General features: G+C 58.7%; 10 protein-coding genes. 9 read left to right on the plus strand and 1 reads right to left on the minus strand.

Going from position 1 to position 17,432, the window contains the following annotated elements; translation table 11 throughout:
* The first annotated feature begins 7 nt into the window (after positions 1 to 7).
* The gene (gene rpoC, locus T518_RS06990) at positions 8 to 4,054 is read left to right on the plus strand and encodes a DNA-directed RNA polymerase subunit beta' (RefSeq protein ID WP_036377391.1); all 4,047 of its coding nucleotides are present in this window, start codon (positions 8 to 10) and stop codon (positions 4,052 to 4,054) included.
* Between the two features lie 113 nt (positions 4,055 to 4,167).
* On the plus strand, positions 4,168 to 5,013 hold the full coding sequence (locus T518_RS06995; RefSeq protein ID WP_036377394.1) for an Mrp/NBP35 family ATP-binding protein: 846 nt from the start codon (positions 4,168 to 4,170) through the stop codon (positions 5,011 to 5,013).
* On the opposite strand, the gene T518_RS07000 is transcribed toward T518_RS06995, so the two are convergent.
* Positions 4,974 to 5,864 (minus strand): helix-turn-helix transcriptional regulator, encoded by an 891-nt coding sequence (locus T518_RS07000; RefSeq protein WP_070099891.1) that lies wholly within the window; start codon positions 5,862 to 5,864, stop codon positions 4,974 to 4,976. The two genes, T518_RS06995 and T518_RS07000, sit on opposite strands and share 40 nt — an antisense overlap.
* Before the next feature lie 126 nt (positions 5,865 to 5,990).
* Between T518_RS07000 and T518_RS07005 the strand changes: the two genes are divergently transcribed.
* The 7 genes from T518_RS07005 to galU all read left to right on the plus strand — a co-directional run bounded on the left by T518_RS07005 (position 5,991) and on the right by galU (position 17,427).
* Positions 5,991 to 6,317, plus strand: coding sequence for a diaminopimelate epimerase (locus T518_RS07005; RefSeq protein WP_244881869.1), 327 nt, complete (start codon positions 5,991 to 5,993; stop codon positions 6,315 to 6,317).
* A gap of 170 nt (positions 6,318 to 6,487) precedes the next feature.
* Complete coding sequence (htpG, locus tag T518_RS07010; RefSeq protein WP_036377397.1) at positions 6,488 to 8,443, plus strand: molecular chaperone HtpG; 1,956 nt, start codon at positions 6,488 to 6,490, stop codon at positions 8,441 to 8,443.
* 315 nt (positions 8,444 to 8,758) lie between these two features.
* Positions 8,759 to 9,364 carry a cytidylate kinase-like family protein gene (locus T518_RS07015; RefSeq protein WP_036377401.1) on the plus strand — a complete coding sequence of 202 codons (606 nt, stop codon included), beginning with the start codon at positions 8,759 to 8,761 and terminating at the stop codon, positions 9,362 to 9,364.
* 39 nt (positions 9,365 to 9,403) lie between these two features.
* Positions 9,404 to 10,816: a glycoside-pentoside-hexuronide (GPH):cation symporter gene (locus T518_RS07020; RefSeq protein ID WP_036377403.1), complete on the plus strand. Its 1,413-nt coding sequence runs from the start codon at positions 9,404 to 9,406 to the stop codon at positions 10,814 to 10,816.
* A gap of 126 nt (positions 10,817 to 10,942) precedes the next feature.
* Positions 10,943 to 14,092: a beta-galactosidase, LacZ type gene (gene lacZ / locus T518_RS07025; protein ID WP_036377405.1), complete on the plus strand. Its 3,150-nt coding sequence runs from the start codon at positions 10,943 to 10,945 to the stop codon at positions 14,090 to 14,092.
* 20 nt (positions 14,093 to 14,112) lie between these two features.
* Positions 14,113 to 16,362 carry an alpha-galactosidase gene (locus T518_RS07030; RefSeq protein WP_036377407.1) on the plus strand — a complete coding sequence of 750 codons (2,250 nt, stop codon included), beginning with the start codon at positions 14,113 to 14,115 and terminating at the stop codon, positions 16,360 to 16,362.
* Between the two features lie 189 nt (positions 16,363 to 16,551).
* A complete protein-coding gene (galU, locus tag T518_RS07035) occupies positions 16,552 to 17,427 on the plus strand; it encodes a UTP--glucose-1-phosphate uridylyltransferase GalU (protein WP_036377410.1) in 876 nt (291 codons plus the stop codon).
* Positions 17,428 to 17,432 lie beyond the last annotated feature (5 nt).

Here is a 17,432-nt window from a genome sequence, read left to right on the forward strand (position 1 = left end):
CATCTCTTTGCTGGATGTAAATAATTTTGATTCGATGCGCATCGGGCTTGCATCCCCGGACAAGATCCGGGAGTGGTCCTACGGCGAAGTCAAGAAGCCGGAGACGATCAACTACCGCACGCTCAAGCCAGAGCGTGACGGCCTGTTCTGCGAGCGCATTTTCGGACCGACGCGTGACTGGGAATGTCATTGCGGCAAGTACAAGCGCATCCGTTATAAGGGCATCATCTGCGATCGCTGCGGCGTCGAGGTGACGCGGGCGAAAGTCCGCCGTGAGCGCATGGGCCACATCGAGCTCGCCGCTCCGGTCTCCCATATCTGGTACTTCAAGGGCATCCCGAGCCGTATGGGCCTGATTCTCGATATCTCGCCGCGTGCGCTTGAGAAAGTCCTCTACTTTGCCTACTACATCGTGCTCGATCCGGGCGAGACGGATTTGACGAAGAAGAGCCTGCTCTCTGAGAAGGACTACCATGAAGCGCTCGAGAAGTACGGCAATACCTTCCGCGTCGGCATGGGCGCTGAGGCCATCAAAGAGCTCCTCGAGGAACTCGACCTCGATCGCATGAGCGAAGTCCTGCGCAAGGAAGTCCGCACGGCTTCCGGCCAGAAGAAAGTCCGCGCCATCCGCCGCCTGGAAGTCGTTGAGGCATTCCGCAAGTCGGGCAATAAGCCGTCGTGGATGATCCTCGATGTCGTTCCGGTCATCCCGCCGGACCTGCGCCCGATGGTACAGCTCGATGGCGGCCGCTTCGCGACCTCGGATCTCAACGATCTCTACCGCCGCGTCATCAACCGCAACAACCGCCTCAAGCGCCTCCTGGACCTCGGTGCGCCGGACATCATCGTGCGCAACGAGAAGCGCATGCTGCAGGAGGCTGTCGACGCCCTGATCGATAACGGCCGCCGTGGCCGTCCGGTCACGGGCCCGGGCAACCGCCCCCTGAAGTCCCTTTCGGACATGCTCAAGGGCAAGCAGGGCCGTTTCCGCCAGAACCTGCTCGGCAAGCGCGTCGACTATTCGGGCCGTTCCGTTATCGTCGTCGGCCCGGAACTCAAGCTGCATCAGTGCGGCCTGCCGAAAGTCATGGCACTCGAGCTCTTCAAGCCGTTTGTCATGAAGAAGCTCGTCGCTTCGGGTGCTGCGCACAACATCAAGAGTGCAAAGCGCATGGTCGAGCGCGCGCGTCCAGAGGTCTGGGACGTCCTCGAAGACGTCATCAAGGAGCATCCGGTTCTCCTGAACCGTGCTCCGACGCTGCATCGTCTCGGCATCCAGGCCTTCGAGCCGGTCCTGACGGAAGGTCATGCACTGAAGCTCCATCCGCTGGCCTGCACGGCCTACAACGCCGACTTCGATGGTGACCAGATGGCTATCCATCTGCCGCTGTCGGCCGAGGCACAGGCTGAGGCGCGCATCCTGATGCTCGCAGCCAACCACATCCTCGCACCGAAGGACGGCAAGCCAATCATCGTCCCGACGCAGGATATGGTTCTCGGTTCCTACTACCTGACGATCCTCAAGCCAGGCGCCAAGGGCGAGGGCATGGTCGTCACGGGTATCGCTGAGGCACTGCTCGCTTATCAGCAGCACGACCTTGAGCTGCAGGCGGAGATTCGCTGCCGCATCGAAGGCTATGGCCTCGTGCGCACATCTCTCGGCCGCATGATCTTCAACGAGATCCTGCCGCCGGAGCTCCGTTACTACCATCAGGACAAGGGCAGTGACGAGTGGAAGCTCGGCATCCTCATGAACAAGAAAGAGCTTGGCAAACTCGTTGCCAACTGCTATAACCACTTTGGCGCGACGAAGACGGCAGAAGTCATCGACGGCGTCAAGAACCTCGGTTACCATTATGCCTGCATCGCCGGCATGACGGTCGCCATCTCCGACGTCATCGTGCCGCCGAAGAAGAAAGTCATCATCGGCGATACGCAGAAGATCGTCAACAAGGTCGAGCGCCAGTACGACCGCGGTCTTATCACCGAGGACGAGCGCTACCACAAGGTCGTCGCTCTCTGGTCGAAGGCTACGGACGATGTCGCAGACGCCATGATGGACAACATGGACGCCTTCAACCCGATCTTCATGATGGCGGACTCCGGTGCCCGCGGTAACAAGCAGCAGATGCGTCAGCTCGCCGGCATGCGCGGCCTCATGGCTGATCCGTCTGGTAAGATCATCGACCTGCCAATCACGGCAAACTTCCGCGAGGGCCTGTCGGTATCCGATTACTTCATTTCCTCGCACGGTGCCCGCAAGGGTCTGGCCGATACGGCACTGCGTACGGCTGACTCGGGTTACCTCACGCGCCGTCTCGTCGATGTCGCGCAGGATGTCATCGTCCGCGAAGAGGACTGCGATGTCTCGACGCTGAACCTCGTCCAGGCGCGCGCACGCCTGACGGCCTCAACATTCGATGCCCTCGAGCTGCTCAACGACAGCCTCATGGGCCGTCTGCTCGGCGCCGACGTGCTCGATCCGGAGACGAAGGAAGTCCTCTTCCCGAAGGATACGATCCTCGACGAAGAGAAACTCACGACGATCGGCGAGAAGAATGTCCACGAGATCATGGTCCGCGGCTCCTCGCTCGCATCGGAGGCTTCGCTCTCCAATGCGATGATCACGGAAGTCGTCACGCTCGGCGAACCGGATGAGAAGGAGCGCGAGAAGACGCGTCAGGCCATCTTCCAGGAGATGAATGGCAAGGAAGTCACGCACGACGTCGTCGCTCTCGACGGCACGGTTGTCTTTGAGGCAGGCGAGAAGCTCACGCAGCAGAGCATCCAGGATATCCTGGACAGCGACGCCAAGGAGATCCACATCCGCAACAACAATGTTCGCGGCATCGAAGTCGAAGCCATCAAGGAAGGCGACGGCATCATCGAGTCGCTGGCAGAGCGCATTGTCGGCCGCTTCCTCGCCGAGAACATCGACGATCCGGAGACGGGCGAACGCATCGCTTCCATCAACGACATGGTCGACGAGGCCCTTGCAAAGCGCATCGAGAAGGTGCGCGACCGCGTTTCCATCCGCAGCGTCCTGACCTGCAAATCGCAGTTCGGCGTCTGCGTCAAGTGCTACGGCCGCGACCTCGCCAACCAGGCAGAGGTCGAGATCGGCGAGGCTGTCGGTACGATTGCCGCACAGTCCATCGGCGAGCCGGGCACGCAGCTCACGATGCGTACGTTCCATTCCGGCGGTGTCGCTGGTGACGATATCACCCAGGGTCTTCCGCGTGTCGAAGAGCTCTTCGAGGCACGCAAGCCGAAGCATCACGCCATCATCGCAGAGATTGAAGGCGATGCCGAGGTCGAGGATACGGGCAAGGGCATGCGCAAGGTCACGATCCATCCGAGCGAGGGCCAGGCGCGCGAGTATGCCATCCCGTACGGCGCACGCATGCACGTTAAGCAGGGCATGCACCTCATGCCGGGTGACAAGCTCACTGAGGGTTCGGTCAACCCGCACGACATCCTGCGCGTCTGCGGCCTGCAGGCTACGCAGCGCTACCTCGTGTACGAAGTACAGAAGGTATACAAATCCCAGGGTGTTGAGATCAACGACAAGCACATCGAGGTCATGGTCCGCCAGATGCTCCACAAGGTGAAGATCGAGGAGTCCGGTACGACGGATTTCCTGCCGGGCGAGTACATCGACATCAATGCCTTCGAGACGGCCAACACCAAGGCCATCGAGGAAGACGGCGAGCCGGCTGTCGCCAAGCCGATCCTGCTCGGCATCACGAAGGCTTCTCTGGCCACGGATTCCTTCCTCTCGGCTGCATCGTTCCAGGAGACGACGCGTGTCCTGACGGATGCTGCCATCAAGGGCAAGGTCGATCCGCTCATTGGCCTCAAGGAGAACGTCATCATCGGCAAGCTCATCCCGGCTGGTACGGGCATGAGCCGTTATCGCAACCTCAAGGTCATCGATAACGACCCGAAGCCGGTGGAAGAAGCTCCTGTCGCTGCTCCGGAAGAGTCCGCTGAATCAGCTGAGACAGTTGAGACGGTTGAGACGGAAGCTACGACGGAAAACACGGGCGCATAATCCAAGAACCCCAACAACAAAAATAAAACCTTCCCCGCTCTTGCGGGGAGGGTTTTTGCATTATCAATGATAGGATTGAGAAATACTAAGCGATATAGTCTGGAGGTATCACTATGTCAGAAACATGCAACCATGACTGCGGCTCCTGCGGGACAACCTGTGGCCAGGACACACGCAAGAAGGACTTCCACGAAGCGCCGAATGAGCTCAGCACAATCCGCCACGTCATCGCTGTCGTCAGCGGCAAGGGCGGCGTCGGCAAATCGCTCGTCACAGGGCTGATGTCGGTGGCCATGAGCCGCAAGGGCAAGCACACGGGCATCCTCGATGCCGATATCACGGGCCCGTCCATCCCGAAGATGTTCGGCACGAAGGGCGAAGTGCGCGGCAACCAGGCTGGTGCCTATCCGGTGCGCACGGCCGGCGGCATCGAGGTCGTCAGCATGAATCTCCTGCTTGAGAACTCGACGGACCCCGTCGTCTGGCGCGGTCCGATCATCAGTGGTGTCGTCAAGCAGTTCTGGCACGACTTCATCTGGGAGGACATCGATTACCTGTTTGTTGACATGCCGCCGGGAACGGGCGATGTGCCGCTGACAGTCATGCAGTCCATCAAGCTCGATGGCATCATCATCGTCACGAGCCCGCAGGAACTCGTCTCGATGATCGTCGAGAAGGCCGTCAAGATGGCCGAGGGCATGAAGGTGCCAATTCTCGGCCTCGTCGAGAACATGAGCTACTTCGAGTGCCCCGACTGCGGCAAGCGCCACGAGATTTTCGGCCACAGCCACATCGAAGAGATCGCGAAGTCGTACGGCCTCGATGTGCTCGCGCGCATCCCCATCGAGCCGCAGCTCGCCGCTAAGTGTGATGCTGGCCAGATCGAGACGGTCGCCGACACGCACATGCAAGACGCCGTTCAGAAGCTGCTCGACCGCGAGGAGAAAGCATCGGAGTGATATCCGGCAGGCTCGTGACTGGCACGCCATTCCTTGGGCGAGCAGTGGAAGAGCGCATGGAAGGCTCGTGAGAATGTCGAGTAATCGCGGAAGCCTGCAAGATGGCTGATCTCGGTGACGGACTTTCCTGTGCGGAGCTGGTCGCGCGCGAAGAGCAGACGCTTGTTGCGGATGTAGGCATGCAAGCTGTAACCTGTATCGGCTTTGAACTTCTTCATGAGGTAATAGCGGCTCAGGAAGACGTGGCCCGCGAGCACCGCGATCGAGAGGTCGTCCGCGAGATGCTCGTTGATATAGGTGAGCACTTCCTGGATCTTGGGGTCGTATGAGACGGCGTCCAAGGTCTTGAGCTCGTGGTCCCCGAGGCTGCGGTTGAGCAGGATCAAGAATTCAATAAAGAGGATCTCTGTGTACAGCCCATTGGCGAAACCCTCGCCATGGGCTGTTTTTTCGAGCTTGTCCATGTGGAAGAGCAGGTCATGGCTGCGGTTCGGCAGCTGATGCATGACGCTGCCGTGTTCCCTGGCCTCCGTGAAGCACTGGGAGAGCTTCGCGCGTGTGTCGAGGCGCCGCAGGAAGTCCGGCGCGATGTAGATGACGATGCGCTCGTATGCCGCTTCATCGTCGAGGAAGACCGGCCGATGGATCTCGCCAGCCGTGACAAAGACGATGTCGTTTGGCCGCAGGTGATATGTCTTGCCCTCGATGATGTAGTCGACATGGCCGCCGAGGAACAGGATGATCTTATGGAAATCGTGGTAGTGAAAGGGGATATCGCGCAGCTTCCTGTCGTGCAGGTGGAAGACGCGGAAGTCGCTGCTCAGATAGCCCTTTTTGGGATACGTCTGCATTAAAACACCTCCTGCTTCTATCATAGGACACTTTTTGCAATATATAAAGCATATTTTGTGATTTTCTTGCATATCGATGACTGCTATAATAGAGCCATCGCAAGCAAGAAAGAAAGGGTGACCGGTATGATGATCGTTCGAATCTATCAGGTAGAGAAACAGGAATATATGGTAATGGATGGCACGACGGGATTCATGCCGGGAGCAGCAGCCATCCGGCTGCTCGCACATCGCCGCTTCGGCGTCGGTGCTGACCGCGTTCTCGTCTTCACGGGCAGCGAGGCGATTCCCTCGTTCAAGGCCTTCACGGCAGACGGGGAGGAGCAGGAGATGCAGGAAAGTGATTATGCAGCACTCGCCAAGGTCAAGGAAGACTTTGAAGTCCACTTGACGGATTCCTTTGTACAGAGGATGCGCCAGGCCGATCGTGCAAAAATGGCAGCTGCCTGCTGAGTGGATTGTCAGGAGTCATTGCGAGAGCAGTGGCTCTTTTTTTATGGAATATCTTTGACTTTTTGTTGTTTATGGTGTATATTAATACCTGTACGTTAGCACTCGGAGACTATGAGTGCTAACACCTATCTGTGCATATAACAATCCTAGATAAAGAGAGGCAGATTTCCATGGCAAAAGAAACACATGAATTCCAAGCGGAGACAAAGCAGCTGCTCGACCTCATGATTCATTCCATCTACACGAATCACGAGATCTTCCTGCGCGAGCTCATCTCCAATGCATCGGATGCAATCGATAAAGCGCATTTCGAGAGCCTGACAGACCGCAGCCTGCTCGAAGGCGATGAGGCCTTCCAGATCTTCCTGACGCCGGATGCAGAGCAGCACACGCTGACGATCGCCGACAACGGCATCGGCATGAACCGTGATGAGCTCATCGAGAACATCGGCACGATCGCGAAGTCCGGCACGAAGGCTTTCCTTGAGCAGCTCAAGAAGGCGAAAGAGGAGAACAAGGACCTGACGGACAAAGAGATGATCGGCCAGTTCGGCGTCGGCTTCTACTCGGCCTTCATGGTCGCGGACCATGTGACGATCGTGACGCGCAAGGCAGGCGAGAAGCAGGCCTGGAAGTGGGAGTCGAATGCAGACGGCTCCTACACCATTGAGGAGTGCGAGAAGGCGGAGCGCGGCACGGCCATCACGCTACACCTCAAGGATGCGTTCTGCGGCAAGGAAGCCGAGCAGGACTTCACGGACAACTACGAGCTCGAGCGCCTCGTCAAGAAGTACAGCGACTACGTCCGCTACCCGATCAAGATGGACTTCACCTTCGAGGAGACACCGAAGGACAAGGACGGCAAGGAGATCGAGGGTGCCGACAAGATCAAGAAGGTCGAGACGCGCACGCTGAACTCCATGCAGCCGCTCTGGACGAAGAACAAGTCGGAGATCAAGAAGGAAGAGTACAACGAGTTCTTCAAGCACCAGTTCCACGAGTGGGAGGACCCGATGGAGGTCTTCCACACGAAGGCAGAGGGAACGGTCGAGTATACGGCACTCTTGGCCATCCCGGCGCATGCGCCGTTCAACCTTTACCAGACGGACTACGAGCCGGGCCTGCAGCTCTACAGCCGCCATGTCTTCATCATGGACAAGTGCAAGGACCTGCTGCCGGACTACCTGCGCTTCATGAAGGGCCTTGTCGACTCGCCGGATCTCTCGCTGAACATCTCGCGTGAGCTCCTGCAGCAGAGCCGCGAGCTCAAGGCCATCGGCCGTGCTCTGGAGAAGAACATCCTCAAGACGCTGTCGCGCAAGCTCAAGAATGACCGCGAGTGGTACGAGAAATTCTGGAACGAGTACGGCAAGTCGCTCAAGATTGGCATTTACAACAGCATCTACAGCGGCTCGGATACGGTCGACAAGCTCAAGGACCTCATCCTCTTCCTGAGCTCGAAGGAGGGCAAGCTCGTCACGCTCAAGGAATACGTCGAGCGCATGCCGGAGAGCCAGAAGAAGATCTACTACGCGACGGCCAAGGACAAGGAGACAATCGAGCAGCTGCCGCAGATGGAGACGCTGCGCGACAAGGGCATCGAGGTGCTCTACCTGCTCGACCCGGTCGATGAATTCGCCATCGAGACGATCCACCAGTACGAGGAGAAGCCGTTCCACTCCATCAGCCGCGGTGACCTCGGCCTCGACGATGCGGAGAGCCAGGAGGTCAAGAAGGAGACGGAGGAGATCCAGAAGGACAACAGCGACCTCATGAAGGATATCAAGGAAGCGCTCGGCGACAAGGTCGAGGACGTCAAGGTATCCTCGAGGCTCAAGTCCAGCGCTGTCTGTCTCGTCGCTGACGAAGCGGGTCCGTCGCTCGCGATGGAGCAGGCGTTCTCTCAGATGAAGAATCCGATGTTCAAGGCACAGCGCATCCTTGAGATCAACCCGCATCACGAGCTCTTCAGCCGCCTCAAGGAGATCCACGAGGCAGGCAAGGACAGCCAGGACTTCAAGGATTACTGCGATCTCCTCTACACGCAGGCCTTGCTGATCGAGGGCATCCTGCCGGAGAATCCGGTCGATTTTGCCAATAAAGTGGCCAAACTCATGGCAAAATAAATTGTCATTCTTGATAGGAGAGATAGGGTATACGTTTACCCTATCTCTCCTTTTTTGCCCCCTCAAAACGACGAATTGCAACTACAATTTAGAAAACAGATAAAAAAGTAAAAATCCCTGAAAATCCTCTTGCTTTTTATTATTTAATAGCGTATAATACTAACTGTAAACAAAAGAAAACGTTTGCTACTTGCGAAAGAAAAGACAACAAGGTTACCAAGAGAACTCATCTCAATCATTTCGGATCCTGCCTTGTTGGGGAGAGCTGTCTTATCGAAAGAGAAAACGTTTACACTTTGAAAGGGGAAATCTACTATGAAAGAGAATCTCGTCATCACGATCAGCCGTCAGTATGGCGCGGGCGGACGTGAGCTGGCCGGCATCCTCGCCGAGAAGCTCGGCATCAAGCTCTACGATCGCCAGCTCGTACATCTGGCAGCGGCAAAGCTCGGCATCCACGACCTTAGCGAAGACGAGCTGCTCGAAATGGAGAACACGGTCAAGCCGCTCTCGATGAGTTTCATCCCGTTCCATTCGTTCGGTACGCACATGGGCGAATCGAGCCAGGGCATGTTCATGAGCGAGTCCGCCGTCATCCGCAAGATTGCAGAGGATGGCTCGTGCATCTTCCTCGGCCGCTGCGCTGACTACGCACTGCGCAACAACGACAACCACTTCGATATCTTCGTCTGCGCAGATGATGAGTTCCGCGAGAAGCGCGGCCAGACGATCTACGAAGGCAAGAGCCTCAAGGAGCTCAACCGCGAGAACGAGAAGCGCGCCCGCTACTACAACTACTACACGGGCCGCACGTGGGGCGACGGCGCAAATTACGACCTCGTCGTCAACACGAGCAAGGGCGCTTCGCTCGAAGAGGTTGCCGACGGCATCATCGCTTACATCAACAAGGTCAAAGCATAACCTATCATCACTGGGGATTCATTAGGGGAGGCATTCATAATGAATAGCAAATTACTGCAGCGCATCTGCTATGCGTGCGGCACGTTCGGTCATGACGTGTTCTATGCCATGATCGGTACCTACTTCATGATTTTTGTCACGAGTAACCTGTTCCACTCGGACAACCCGAGCCATGATGCTTACATGATCGGCATTGTCACGACGATTATCCTCGTGCTCCGTATCCTCGAGCTCTTCGTCGATCCGTTCATCGGCAACTTGATCGATAAGACGAAGACGCGTTGGGGCCGCTTCAAACCATGGGTCATCGTCGGCGCCTTTGTCGCAGCCATCACGCTGGCTTTCCTGTTCACGGACTTCGGCGGCCTGACGGTCACGAATCCGACGCTCTACCTGATCCTCTTCGCCATCGTATACTTCATCATGGATATCTTCTACAGCGCGAAAGACGTTGCTATCTGGTCCATGATCCCGGCGCTCTCCTTCGATTCGCATGAACGCGATATCACGGCTACGATTGCCCGTATCGGTTCCGTCTTCGGTGCCAACCTCGTCACGGTCATTGTCATGCCGGTCGTCCTCTACTTCTCGCTGAACCAGAACGGCGGCGCTGGTGACCCGACTGGTTGGTTCGCATTCGCCTGCGTCGGCGGCGGTATCGCAACGCTCGGTGCCATTATCCTCGGCCTCGGCACGCACGAGCAGGAATCTGCACTGCGTGAGAACAAGACGGAGACTTCTGCAAAAGACGTATTCAAGGTCCTGACGCAGAACGACCAGCTCATGTGGACGGCTATCGCTTACCTCGTCTACGGTATCGGCATCAACATCGTCAACAACTTCAACCTCTACTACTTCATCTACGTCATCGGTGATGCTACGAAATTCTCCATCCTCGGTGTCATCAACACAGTCATCGGCCTTATCGCCGTTGCCCTGTTCCCGGCTCTGACGGCTAAGTTCAGCCGCCGCAAGCTCTTCTTCGCTTCCATTGCCATCATGCTCGTTGCGCTCCTCATCTATGCTGGTTCCGGCACGAATGTCACGATGGCACTCATCGGCGCAGGCCTCTTCGCTCTGCCGCAGCCGCTCGTCTTCCTCGTCGTCCTCATGACGATTACGGACTCCGTCGAGTATGGCCAGCTCAAGATCGGTCATCGCGATGAAGCTGTCTGCCTCTGCGTACGTCCTCTCGTCGATAAATTCGCTGGTGCTGTCTCGAGCGGCATCATCGGCCTCGTCGCTGTCTGGGTCGGCATGACGGGCGGTGCTTCCGCTGCTGACATCAAGCCGGACGCACTCTTCCATTTCCAGATCGTCATGTTCGCAGCTCCGATCGTCCTCATGGTCATCGCTTCCTTCATCTATCGTGCAAAGGTAACGCTGACGGAGGCAGAGCATGCGCGCATCGTCCGCGAGCTCGAGGAGAAATGGGAAGACCTCAGCAAATAATGTGTTAAAAATGAACAGCGTCGTCGATGGCATCCATGCCATCGCATGACATGTGACCTTAGGAGGGGGCCGTTGTACCAGATTGATACAGCGGCCTTTCTTCGTGAAAAAAGGAGGAAATATCTGATGTTTACAGTCGATCGTCTTGCAGACCCCACGTTCTTTGCAGAGAACCGCCTGCCGGCCCACAGTGACCACGTGGCCTTCGCCGATGCGATGGAGATGGCGGAAGGCGTCTCCTCGCTGCGTCGCAGCCTAAACGGCATCTGGTCGTTCCACTACGCGCGCAACCTCGCCGCGCGTCCGCAGGGCTTCGAGCAGCCGGATTACGATGTCAGCGGCTGGGAGACTATCCGTGTGCCGGCACACTGGCAGATGGAAGGCCACGGCGTGCCGCAGTACACGAACCAGACGTATCCGTGGGACGGCCATGAAGTCGTCCATCCGGGCCAGGTGCCGCAGCGCGACAACCCTGTCGGCTCCTACGTCAAGGACTTCGTCCTGCCAGAAGGCTGGGACAATGCCGTGCTCTCGCTGCAGGGCGTCGAGTCGGCTGTCGCTGTTTACCTCAACGGCCAGTACGTCGGCTACAGTGAGGATTCCTTCACGCCGTCCGACTTCGACCTCACGCCGTATCTCAAGGCTGGCGTGAACCGCCTGGCGCTGCAGGTCTTCCGCTTCAGCTCGGGCAGCTGGATCGAGGACCAGGATTTCTGGCGCTTCTCGGGCATCTTCCGCGAGGTCATCCTCTATACGAAGCCGGCCATCCACCTCGATGACCTGCGCGTCACGGCAGCGCCAATTCATGGCTACCAGGACGGCAAGCTCCACCTCGACATGAAGTGGAACAGCGGCGAGGCACACAAGGTGCAGATTGAGCTCTTCGATGCTGAGACGGGTGAGTGCTGCCTCAAGGAAGAGCAGCAGGCCGAGGGACTCACGTCCTCTTTCGAGGCGGAGCTCACGGGCGTCAAGCTCTGGAGCGCAGAAGCTCCGAATCTCTACCGCGCCGTCATCTCGGTCGAGGATGAAGCGGGCCATCTGCTTGAGGTCATCCCGCAGAACATCGGCTTCCGCGAGTTCCGCATGGACGATGGGCTCATGAAGCTCAACGGCAAGCGCATCGTCTTCAAGGGCACGAACCGCCACGAGTTTGACTGCTACAGCGGCCGCGCGGCAGATCCTGCGGAGATCGAGAAGGACATCATCATCATGAAGCAGCACAACATCAATGCGCTGCGCTGCTCGCATTACCCGAACTCGAGCTACATCTACGAACTCTGCGACCGCTACGGCCTCTACGTCATCGATGAGACGAACCTCGAGACGCACGGCTCCTGGATGCGCAACGGCAAGTGCGACATCGTCGAGGAGACGCTGCCGAATGACCACGAGGAGTGGCAGGATATCATCCTCGACCGCGCGAAATCCATGCTTGAGCGCGACAAGAACCACGCTGCCATCCTGATCTGGTCCTGCGGCAACGAGTCCTGCGGCGGCAAGGACCTCTACGTGATGAGTGAGTACTTCCGCCAGGCTGACCCGACGCGCCTCGTCCACTACGAGAACATCTTCTGGGACCGCCGCTATAACGGTACGAGCGACATGGAGAGCCAGATGTACCCGACGGTCGCGGACATCAAGAAGTTCCTCGCCGAGCACCGCGACAAGCCGTTCATCTGCTGCGAGTACACGCACGCGATGGGCAACAGCATCGGCGGCATGCACAAGTACACGGACCTCACGGATGAGGAACCGCTTTACCAGGGCGGCTTCATCTGGGACTTTGTCGATCAGGCCATCTGGCACAAGGACCGCTATGGCAAGGATGCGCTCGCGTACGGCGGTGACTTTGGCGACCGCCCGAATGACGGCAACTTCAGCGGCGACGGCATCCTGTTCGCTGACCGCAAGCTGACGACGAAGATGCAGGATGTCAAGTTCAACTACCAGAACTTCGACCTCGATGTCACAGCTGAGCAGGTCACCATCCACAACAAGAGCCTGTTCACCGATACGGCGTCATATGAGCTGCACCTGGAGCTCATGCTCGACGGCAAGACCATCTGGGAGACGACTGCGGACGCGCCGCACATCCTGCCGGGCGAGTCGGGCACCGTCTCTCTTGAGGACCTGCCTCTGACGAATGCGGGTGAGGAGACGGTCACGGCGTCGCTGTGCCTCAAGGAAGACACGCTCTGGGCTAAGAGAGGCTTTGAGATTGCCTTCGGCCAGGGCACGTGGCATGTCGATGAGGTCGAGGTGCCGGAGCCGCACGAAGCTGTCTGCGCGACGGACTTTGTAAAGAGCGCGCGCTGCTTCCACTACACGCCGAACATGGAGCTTGAGACGAAGCCAGAGAAACCGCTGCACATCGTCCACGGCGACATCGACCTCGGCGTGCGCGGCACGGGTTTCGAGATCATGTTCTCGGGGGCTTCGGGCAACCTCACGTCCTATAAGTGCAACGGTGTAGAGCTCATCGAGGAGGCTCCGAAGCCGTCGTTCTGGCGTGCGCCGGTCGACAACGACTACGGCAGCCGCCGCGACTTCATGACGGCGCAGTGGAAGCTCGCGAGCCTCTACCGCCGCTGCGTCAAGAAAGAGCTGCTCGATGATGCGGGCAACTGGCAGGAGTTCGACTGGTTCGGCCAGCTCGGCCAGAAGGAGTACGAGGCACGCTCTATCTCCGTCCGCTTCACGTATGAGCTGGCGACACAGCCGCTCTCGTCCTGCCGCATGACGTACACGGTCGTCCCGGATGGTTCTATCAAGGTTGAGCTCGACTACGACGCAGTCGAGGGCCTGCCGGAAATCCCGGATTTCGCGATGATCTTCACGATGCCTGCTGACTACGGCCAGGTGCGCTTCTACGGTTACGGTCCGCTCGACAACTATGCAGACCGCCAGCGCGGCGCAAAGCTCGGCATCTTCGAGACGCAGGCCAAGGATGAGGTCGAGCCGTACCTGCTGCCGCAGGAGACGGGCAACCACTGCGGCGTCCGCTGGATTGAGGTCACGGATCACCGCGGCCGCGGCGTGCGCCTTGCCATGGACGAGGAGCCGTTTGAAGCATCGGCTCTGCCGTACAGCGCCCACGAGCTCGAGAACGCGCGCCATGCCTACGATCTGCCGGAGGTCCATCACACCTTCCTGCGCGCATCGCTCGGCCAGTGCGGCGTCGGCGGCGACAACACCTGGGGTGCTCCGGTCCTGCCAGAATACACCGTCAAGAACACGGCAAAGCACTTTGCCTTCTACTTTAAGGGTATCTGAGTGAAAGGATAGGATGAGCAATGATCCAGTTTGATGAAAAGACAGGCATCTTCCATCTGAGCAATGCGAAGATGAGCTATGTCATGCAGGTCGTCCGCGGCCGCTACCTCATGCATCGATACTGGGGCAGGAAGCTGCGGACTTTCCGCGATAGCCGCCCGTTCCAGGAAATCGACCGCGCGTTCTCGCCGCAGCCGGCTGCCTATGAGAATGAGCGCACGTTCTCGCTCGATGTGCTGCCGCAGGAATATCCGAGCTACGGCCACGTCGACTACCGCATCCCAGCATACGAGGTGCGTCTCCAGGACGGCACGACGACGACGGAGCTTTTCTACAAGGGCTATGAGATCGTGAAGGGCAAGCCGGCACTTCCAGGCCTTCCGGCTTCGTATGCCGCAGAAGATGAGGCGGAGACACTCAAGATCACGCTGGCGGACTCGCAGGGCAAGCTCGAGGCAGAGCTCCTCTACACGGTATTTGCGGGCGCGGACGCCATCGCGCGCAGCGTGCGCCTGAAGAATAGCGGTGAGGAGCCTCTGGACCTGCTCAATGCGGCGAGCTTTGCGCTCGACTTCCCGGATCACGACTTTGAGCGCATGAACCTCTGGGGCGGCCATGCATCCGAGCGCACGGCAGAGCGCGTGCCACTGATGCACGGCATCGAGGAGAGTGCGAGCCGCCGCGGTGCGAGCTCGCATCAGGCATCGCCATTCCTCGCGCTCGTGCGCAAGGACGCGGGCGAGGAGAGCGGCGAGGTCTACGGCTTCAGCCTCATATGGAGTGGTGAGTTCTCGCTCAAGACAGAGGTCGAGCAGTTCGGCACGACGCGCGTCGTCGGCGGCATCAACCCGTTCGAGTTCCGCTGGCACCTGGAGCCGGGTGAATCCTTCCAGACGCCGGAGGCCATCCTCGTCTACAGCACAGAAGGACTCAATGGCATGAGCCAGTCCTTCCACGAGATCGTGCGCCATCACATCGTGCGCGGCAAGTACCGCGATGCCGTGCGTCCAATCCTCGTCAATAACTGGGAGGCGACGTACTTCGATTTCGACGATGCGAAGATGGACAACCTCGCCGCCTGCGCCAAGGACCTCGGCATCGAGCTCATGGTGCTCGATGACGGCTGGTTCGGCAAGCGCGAGGACGACAACAGCTCGCTCGGCGACTGGGTTGTCAACATGGAGAAACTAAAGGGCGGCCTGCAGGGCGTCGCAGAGAGCGCACACAAGCGCGGCCTCAAGTTCGGCCTCTGGTTTGAGCCGGAGATGGTGTCGGTCGACTCTGACCTCTACCGCGCCCATCCCGACTGGGTGCTCAGGGCGCCGTCGTACCCGGTGAGCTTCGGCCGCCATCAGCTCGTGCTCGACCTCTCGCGCGCCGATGTGCGCGACTACCTCGTCGACGCTGTCTGCAAGATTCTCGACACTGCGCCGATTGACTACGTCAAGTGGGACTTCAACCGCCATCTGACGGATGCCTTCTCGGGGAAATTGCCGCCAGAGCGCCAGGGTGAGGTGCGCACGCGCTTCGTGCTCGGCCTCTACGACATTCTCGAGCGCATCACGCAGACGCATCCGGACATCCTGTTCGAGAGCTGCTCGGGCGGCGGCGGCCGCTTCGATGCAGGCATCCTGTACTACATGCCGCAGACCTGGACGAGCGATGACACAGATGCCATCTGCCGACTCTCCATCCAGAGTGGCACGAGCATGGTCTTTCCGCCCATCACGATGGGTGCCCATGTCTCCGTGACGCCGAACCATCAGGTTGGCCGCGTGACGCCGATGCAGACGCGCGCCTTCGCCGCGATGATGGGCTGCTACGGCTACGAGATGGACATCACGCGCATGAGCGAGGCGGAGAAGGCAGAGGTCCGCAGCCACATCGCGCTTTACAAGAAGATCCGCCCGACGATGCAGCTCGGCCGTTTCTACCGCCTGCTCACGCCGTTTGCGGGCAAGGGCAACGAGACGGCTTGGGAGTTTGTATCGAGAGACGGTCAGGAGGTCGTGCTCCTCTACTTTAAGACGCTCGCGACGCCGGCAACGGAACTGCGCACGCTGAAGCTCCAGGCACTCGATGCGGCCGCAGAGTATGATGTCGCCGCTTATTACCCGGCTCAGGGACTGTCGCATGACGGTGCGGGCAGCAAGAGCCTGAGCCTTGCAGGCAAATCCTTCTACGGCGATGAACTCATGTACAGCGGCATCGAGGTGCCGAAGATCGACACGGACTTCGCCGCCTACATGTGGGTCTTCCACAAGAAATAAGCGAGATTCTCACGTTTTTCTAGCAAAAGCTGTCACATTGCTGTGGCAGCTTTTTTCTTGTGGCAGGAAAAGGCCGCCATCGTGTATAATAATATATTGTTATCGTATTACATGCGTGTACGTGGCAGGTGGGGAACTGCCACCGTCTACAAGCGACAAGCAAAATGTAAAATGTTAGGGGAATTCAACATGCAGAAAATCAGAAAAGCAGTCATTCCGGCGGCCGGCTACGGCACGCGCTTCCTGCCGGCGACGAAGGCGACGCCGAAGGAGATGCTGCCAATCGTCGATAAGCCGACCATCCAGTACATCGTCGAAGAGGCGCTCGCGAGCGGCATCGAGGAGATACTCATCGTCAGTGGTCACGGCAAGCGTGCCATCGAGGACCACTTTGACTCGGCGCCGACGCTCGAGGCAGAGCTCAAGAAGAAGGGCAAGCTCGACCTCCTGAAGATGGTGCAGGATACGGCTAACATCCGCATCCACTACATCCGCCAGCGCTACATGCGCGGCCTCGGCGACGCCATTCTCTGTGCCAAGGCCTTCATGGGCGATGAGCCGTTTGCCGTGCTCTTGGGCGACGATGTCGTCTACAATCCCGCGAAGCCGGCGCTGCGTCAGCTCATCGATGTTTACGACAAGACGGGCGGCTCTGTGCTCGGCTGCCAGATGGTGCCCGACGACAAAGTCTCGTCCTACGGCATCGTCGCGGGCGATGCGACGGAGGATCCGCGCCTCATGCGCGTGCGCGACATGATCGAGAAGCCGAGCCTCGAAGAGGCGCCGAGCCGCATGGCCGTCCTCGGCCGCTACATCATCCGTCCGGAAATCTTTGGCATCCTGGAGCATACGGCACCCGGCAAGGGCGGCGAGATCCAGCTCACGGATGCACTCCTTGAACTGGCGCGCCAGCAGGCCGTCTACGCTTACGATTTTGAGGGCAAGCGCTACGACCTCGGCGACAAGCTCGGCTTCCTCAAGGCGACGGTGGAATTCGCGCTGCGCCGCGAGGATCTCGGCACGCCGTTCAAGAAGTATCTCAAGGATCTCGTCGCGAGAATCTGAGGTGT

The sequence above is a fragment of the Mitsuokella jalaludinii DSM 13811 genome, assembly GCF_000702905.1.
GTDB lineage: Bacteria > Bacillota > Negativicutes > Selenomonadales > Selenomonadaceae > Mitsuokella > Mitsuokella jalaludinii.

Bases quoted from the DNA above. Each gene is read 5' to 3' on its own strand.
- T518_RS06995 (WP_036377394.1), top strand. From the start codon at position 4,168: ATGTCAGAAACATGCAACCATGACTGCGGCTCCTGCGGGACAACCTGT.
- T518_RS07000 (WP_070099891.1), bottom strand. From the start codon at position 5,864: ATGCAGACGTATCCCAAAAAGGGCTATCTGAGCAGCGACTTCCGCGTC.
- T518_RS07005 (WP_244881869.1), top strand. From the start codon at position 5,991: ATGATGATCGTTCGAATCTATCAGGTAGAGAAACAGGAATATATGGTA.
- htpG (WP_036377397.1), top strand. From the start codon at position 6,488: ATGGCAAAAGAAACACATGAATTCCAAGCGGAGACAAAGCAGCTGCTC.
- T518_RS07015 (WP_036377401.1), top strand. From the start codon at position 8,759: ATGAAAGAGAATCTCGTCATCACGATCAGCCGTCAGTATGGCGCGGGC.
- T518_RS07020 (WP_036377403.1), top strand. From the start codon at position 9,404: ATGAATAGCAAATTACTGCAGCGCATCTGCTATGCGTGCGGCACGTTC.
- lacZ (WP_036377405.1), top strand. From the start codon at position 10,943: ATGTTTACAGTCGATCGTCTTGCAGACCCCACGTTCTTTGCAGAGAAC.
- T518_RS07030 (WP_036377407.1), top strand. From the start codon at position 14,113: ATGATCCAGTTTGATGAAAAGACAGGCATCTTCCATCTGAGCAATGCG.
- galU (WP_036377410.1), top strand. From the start codon at position 16,552: ATGCAGAAAATCAGAAAAGCAGTCATTCCGGCGGCCGGCTACGGCACG.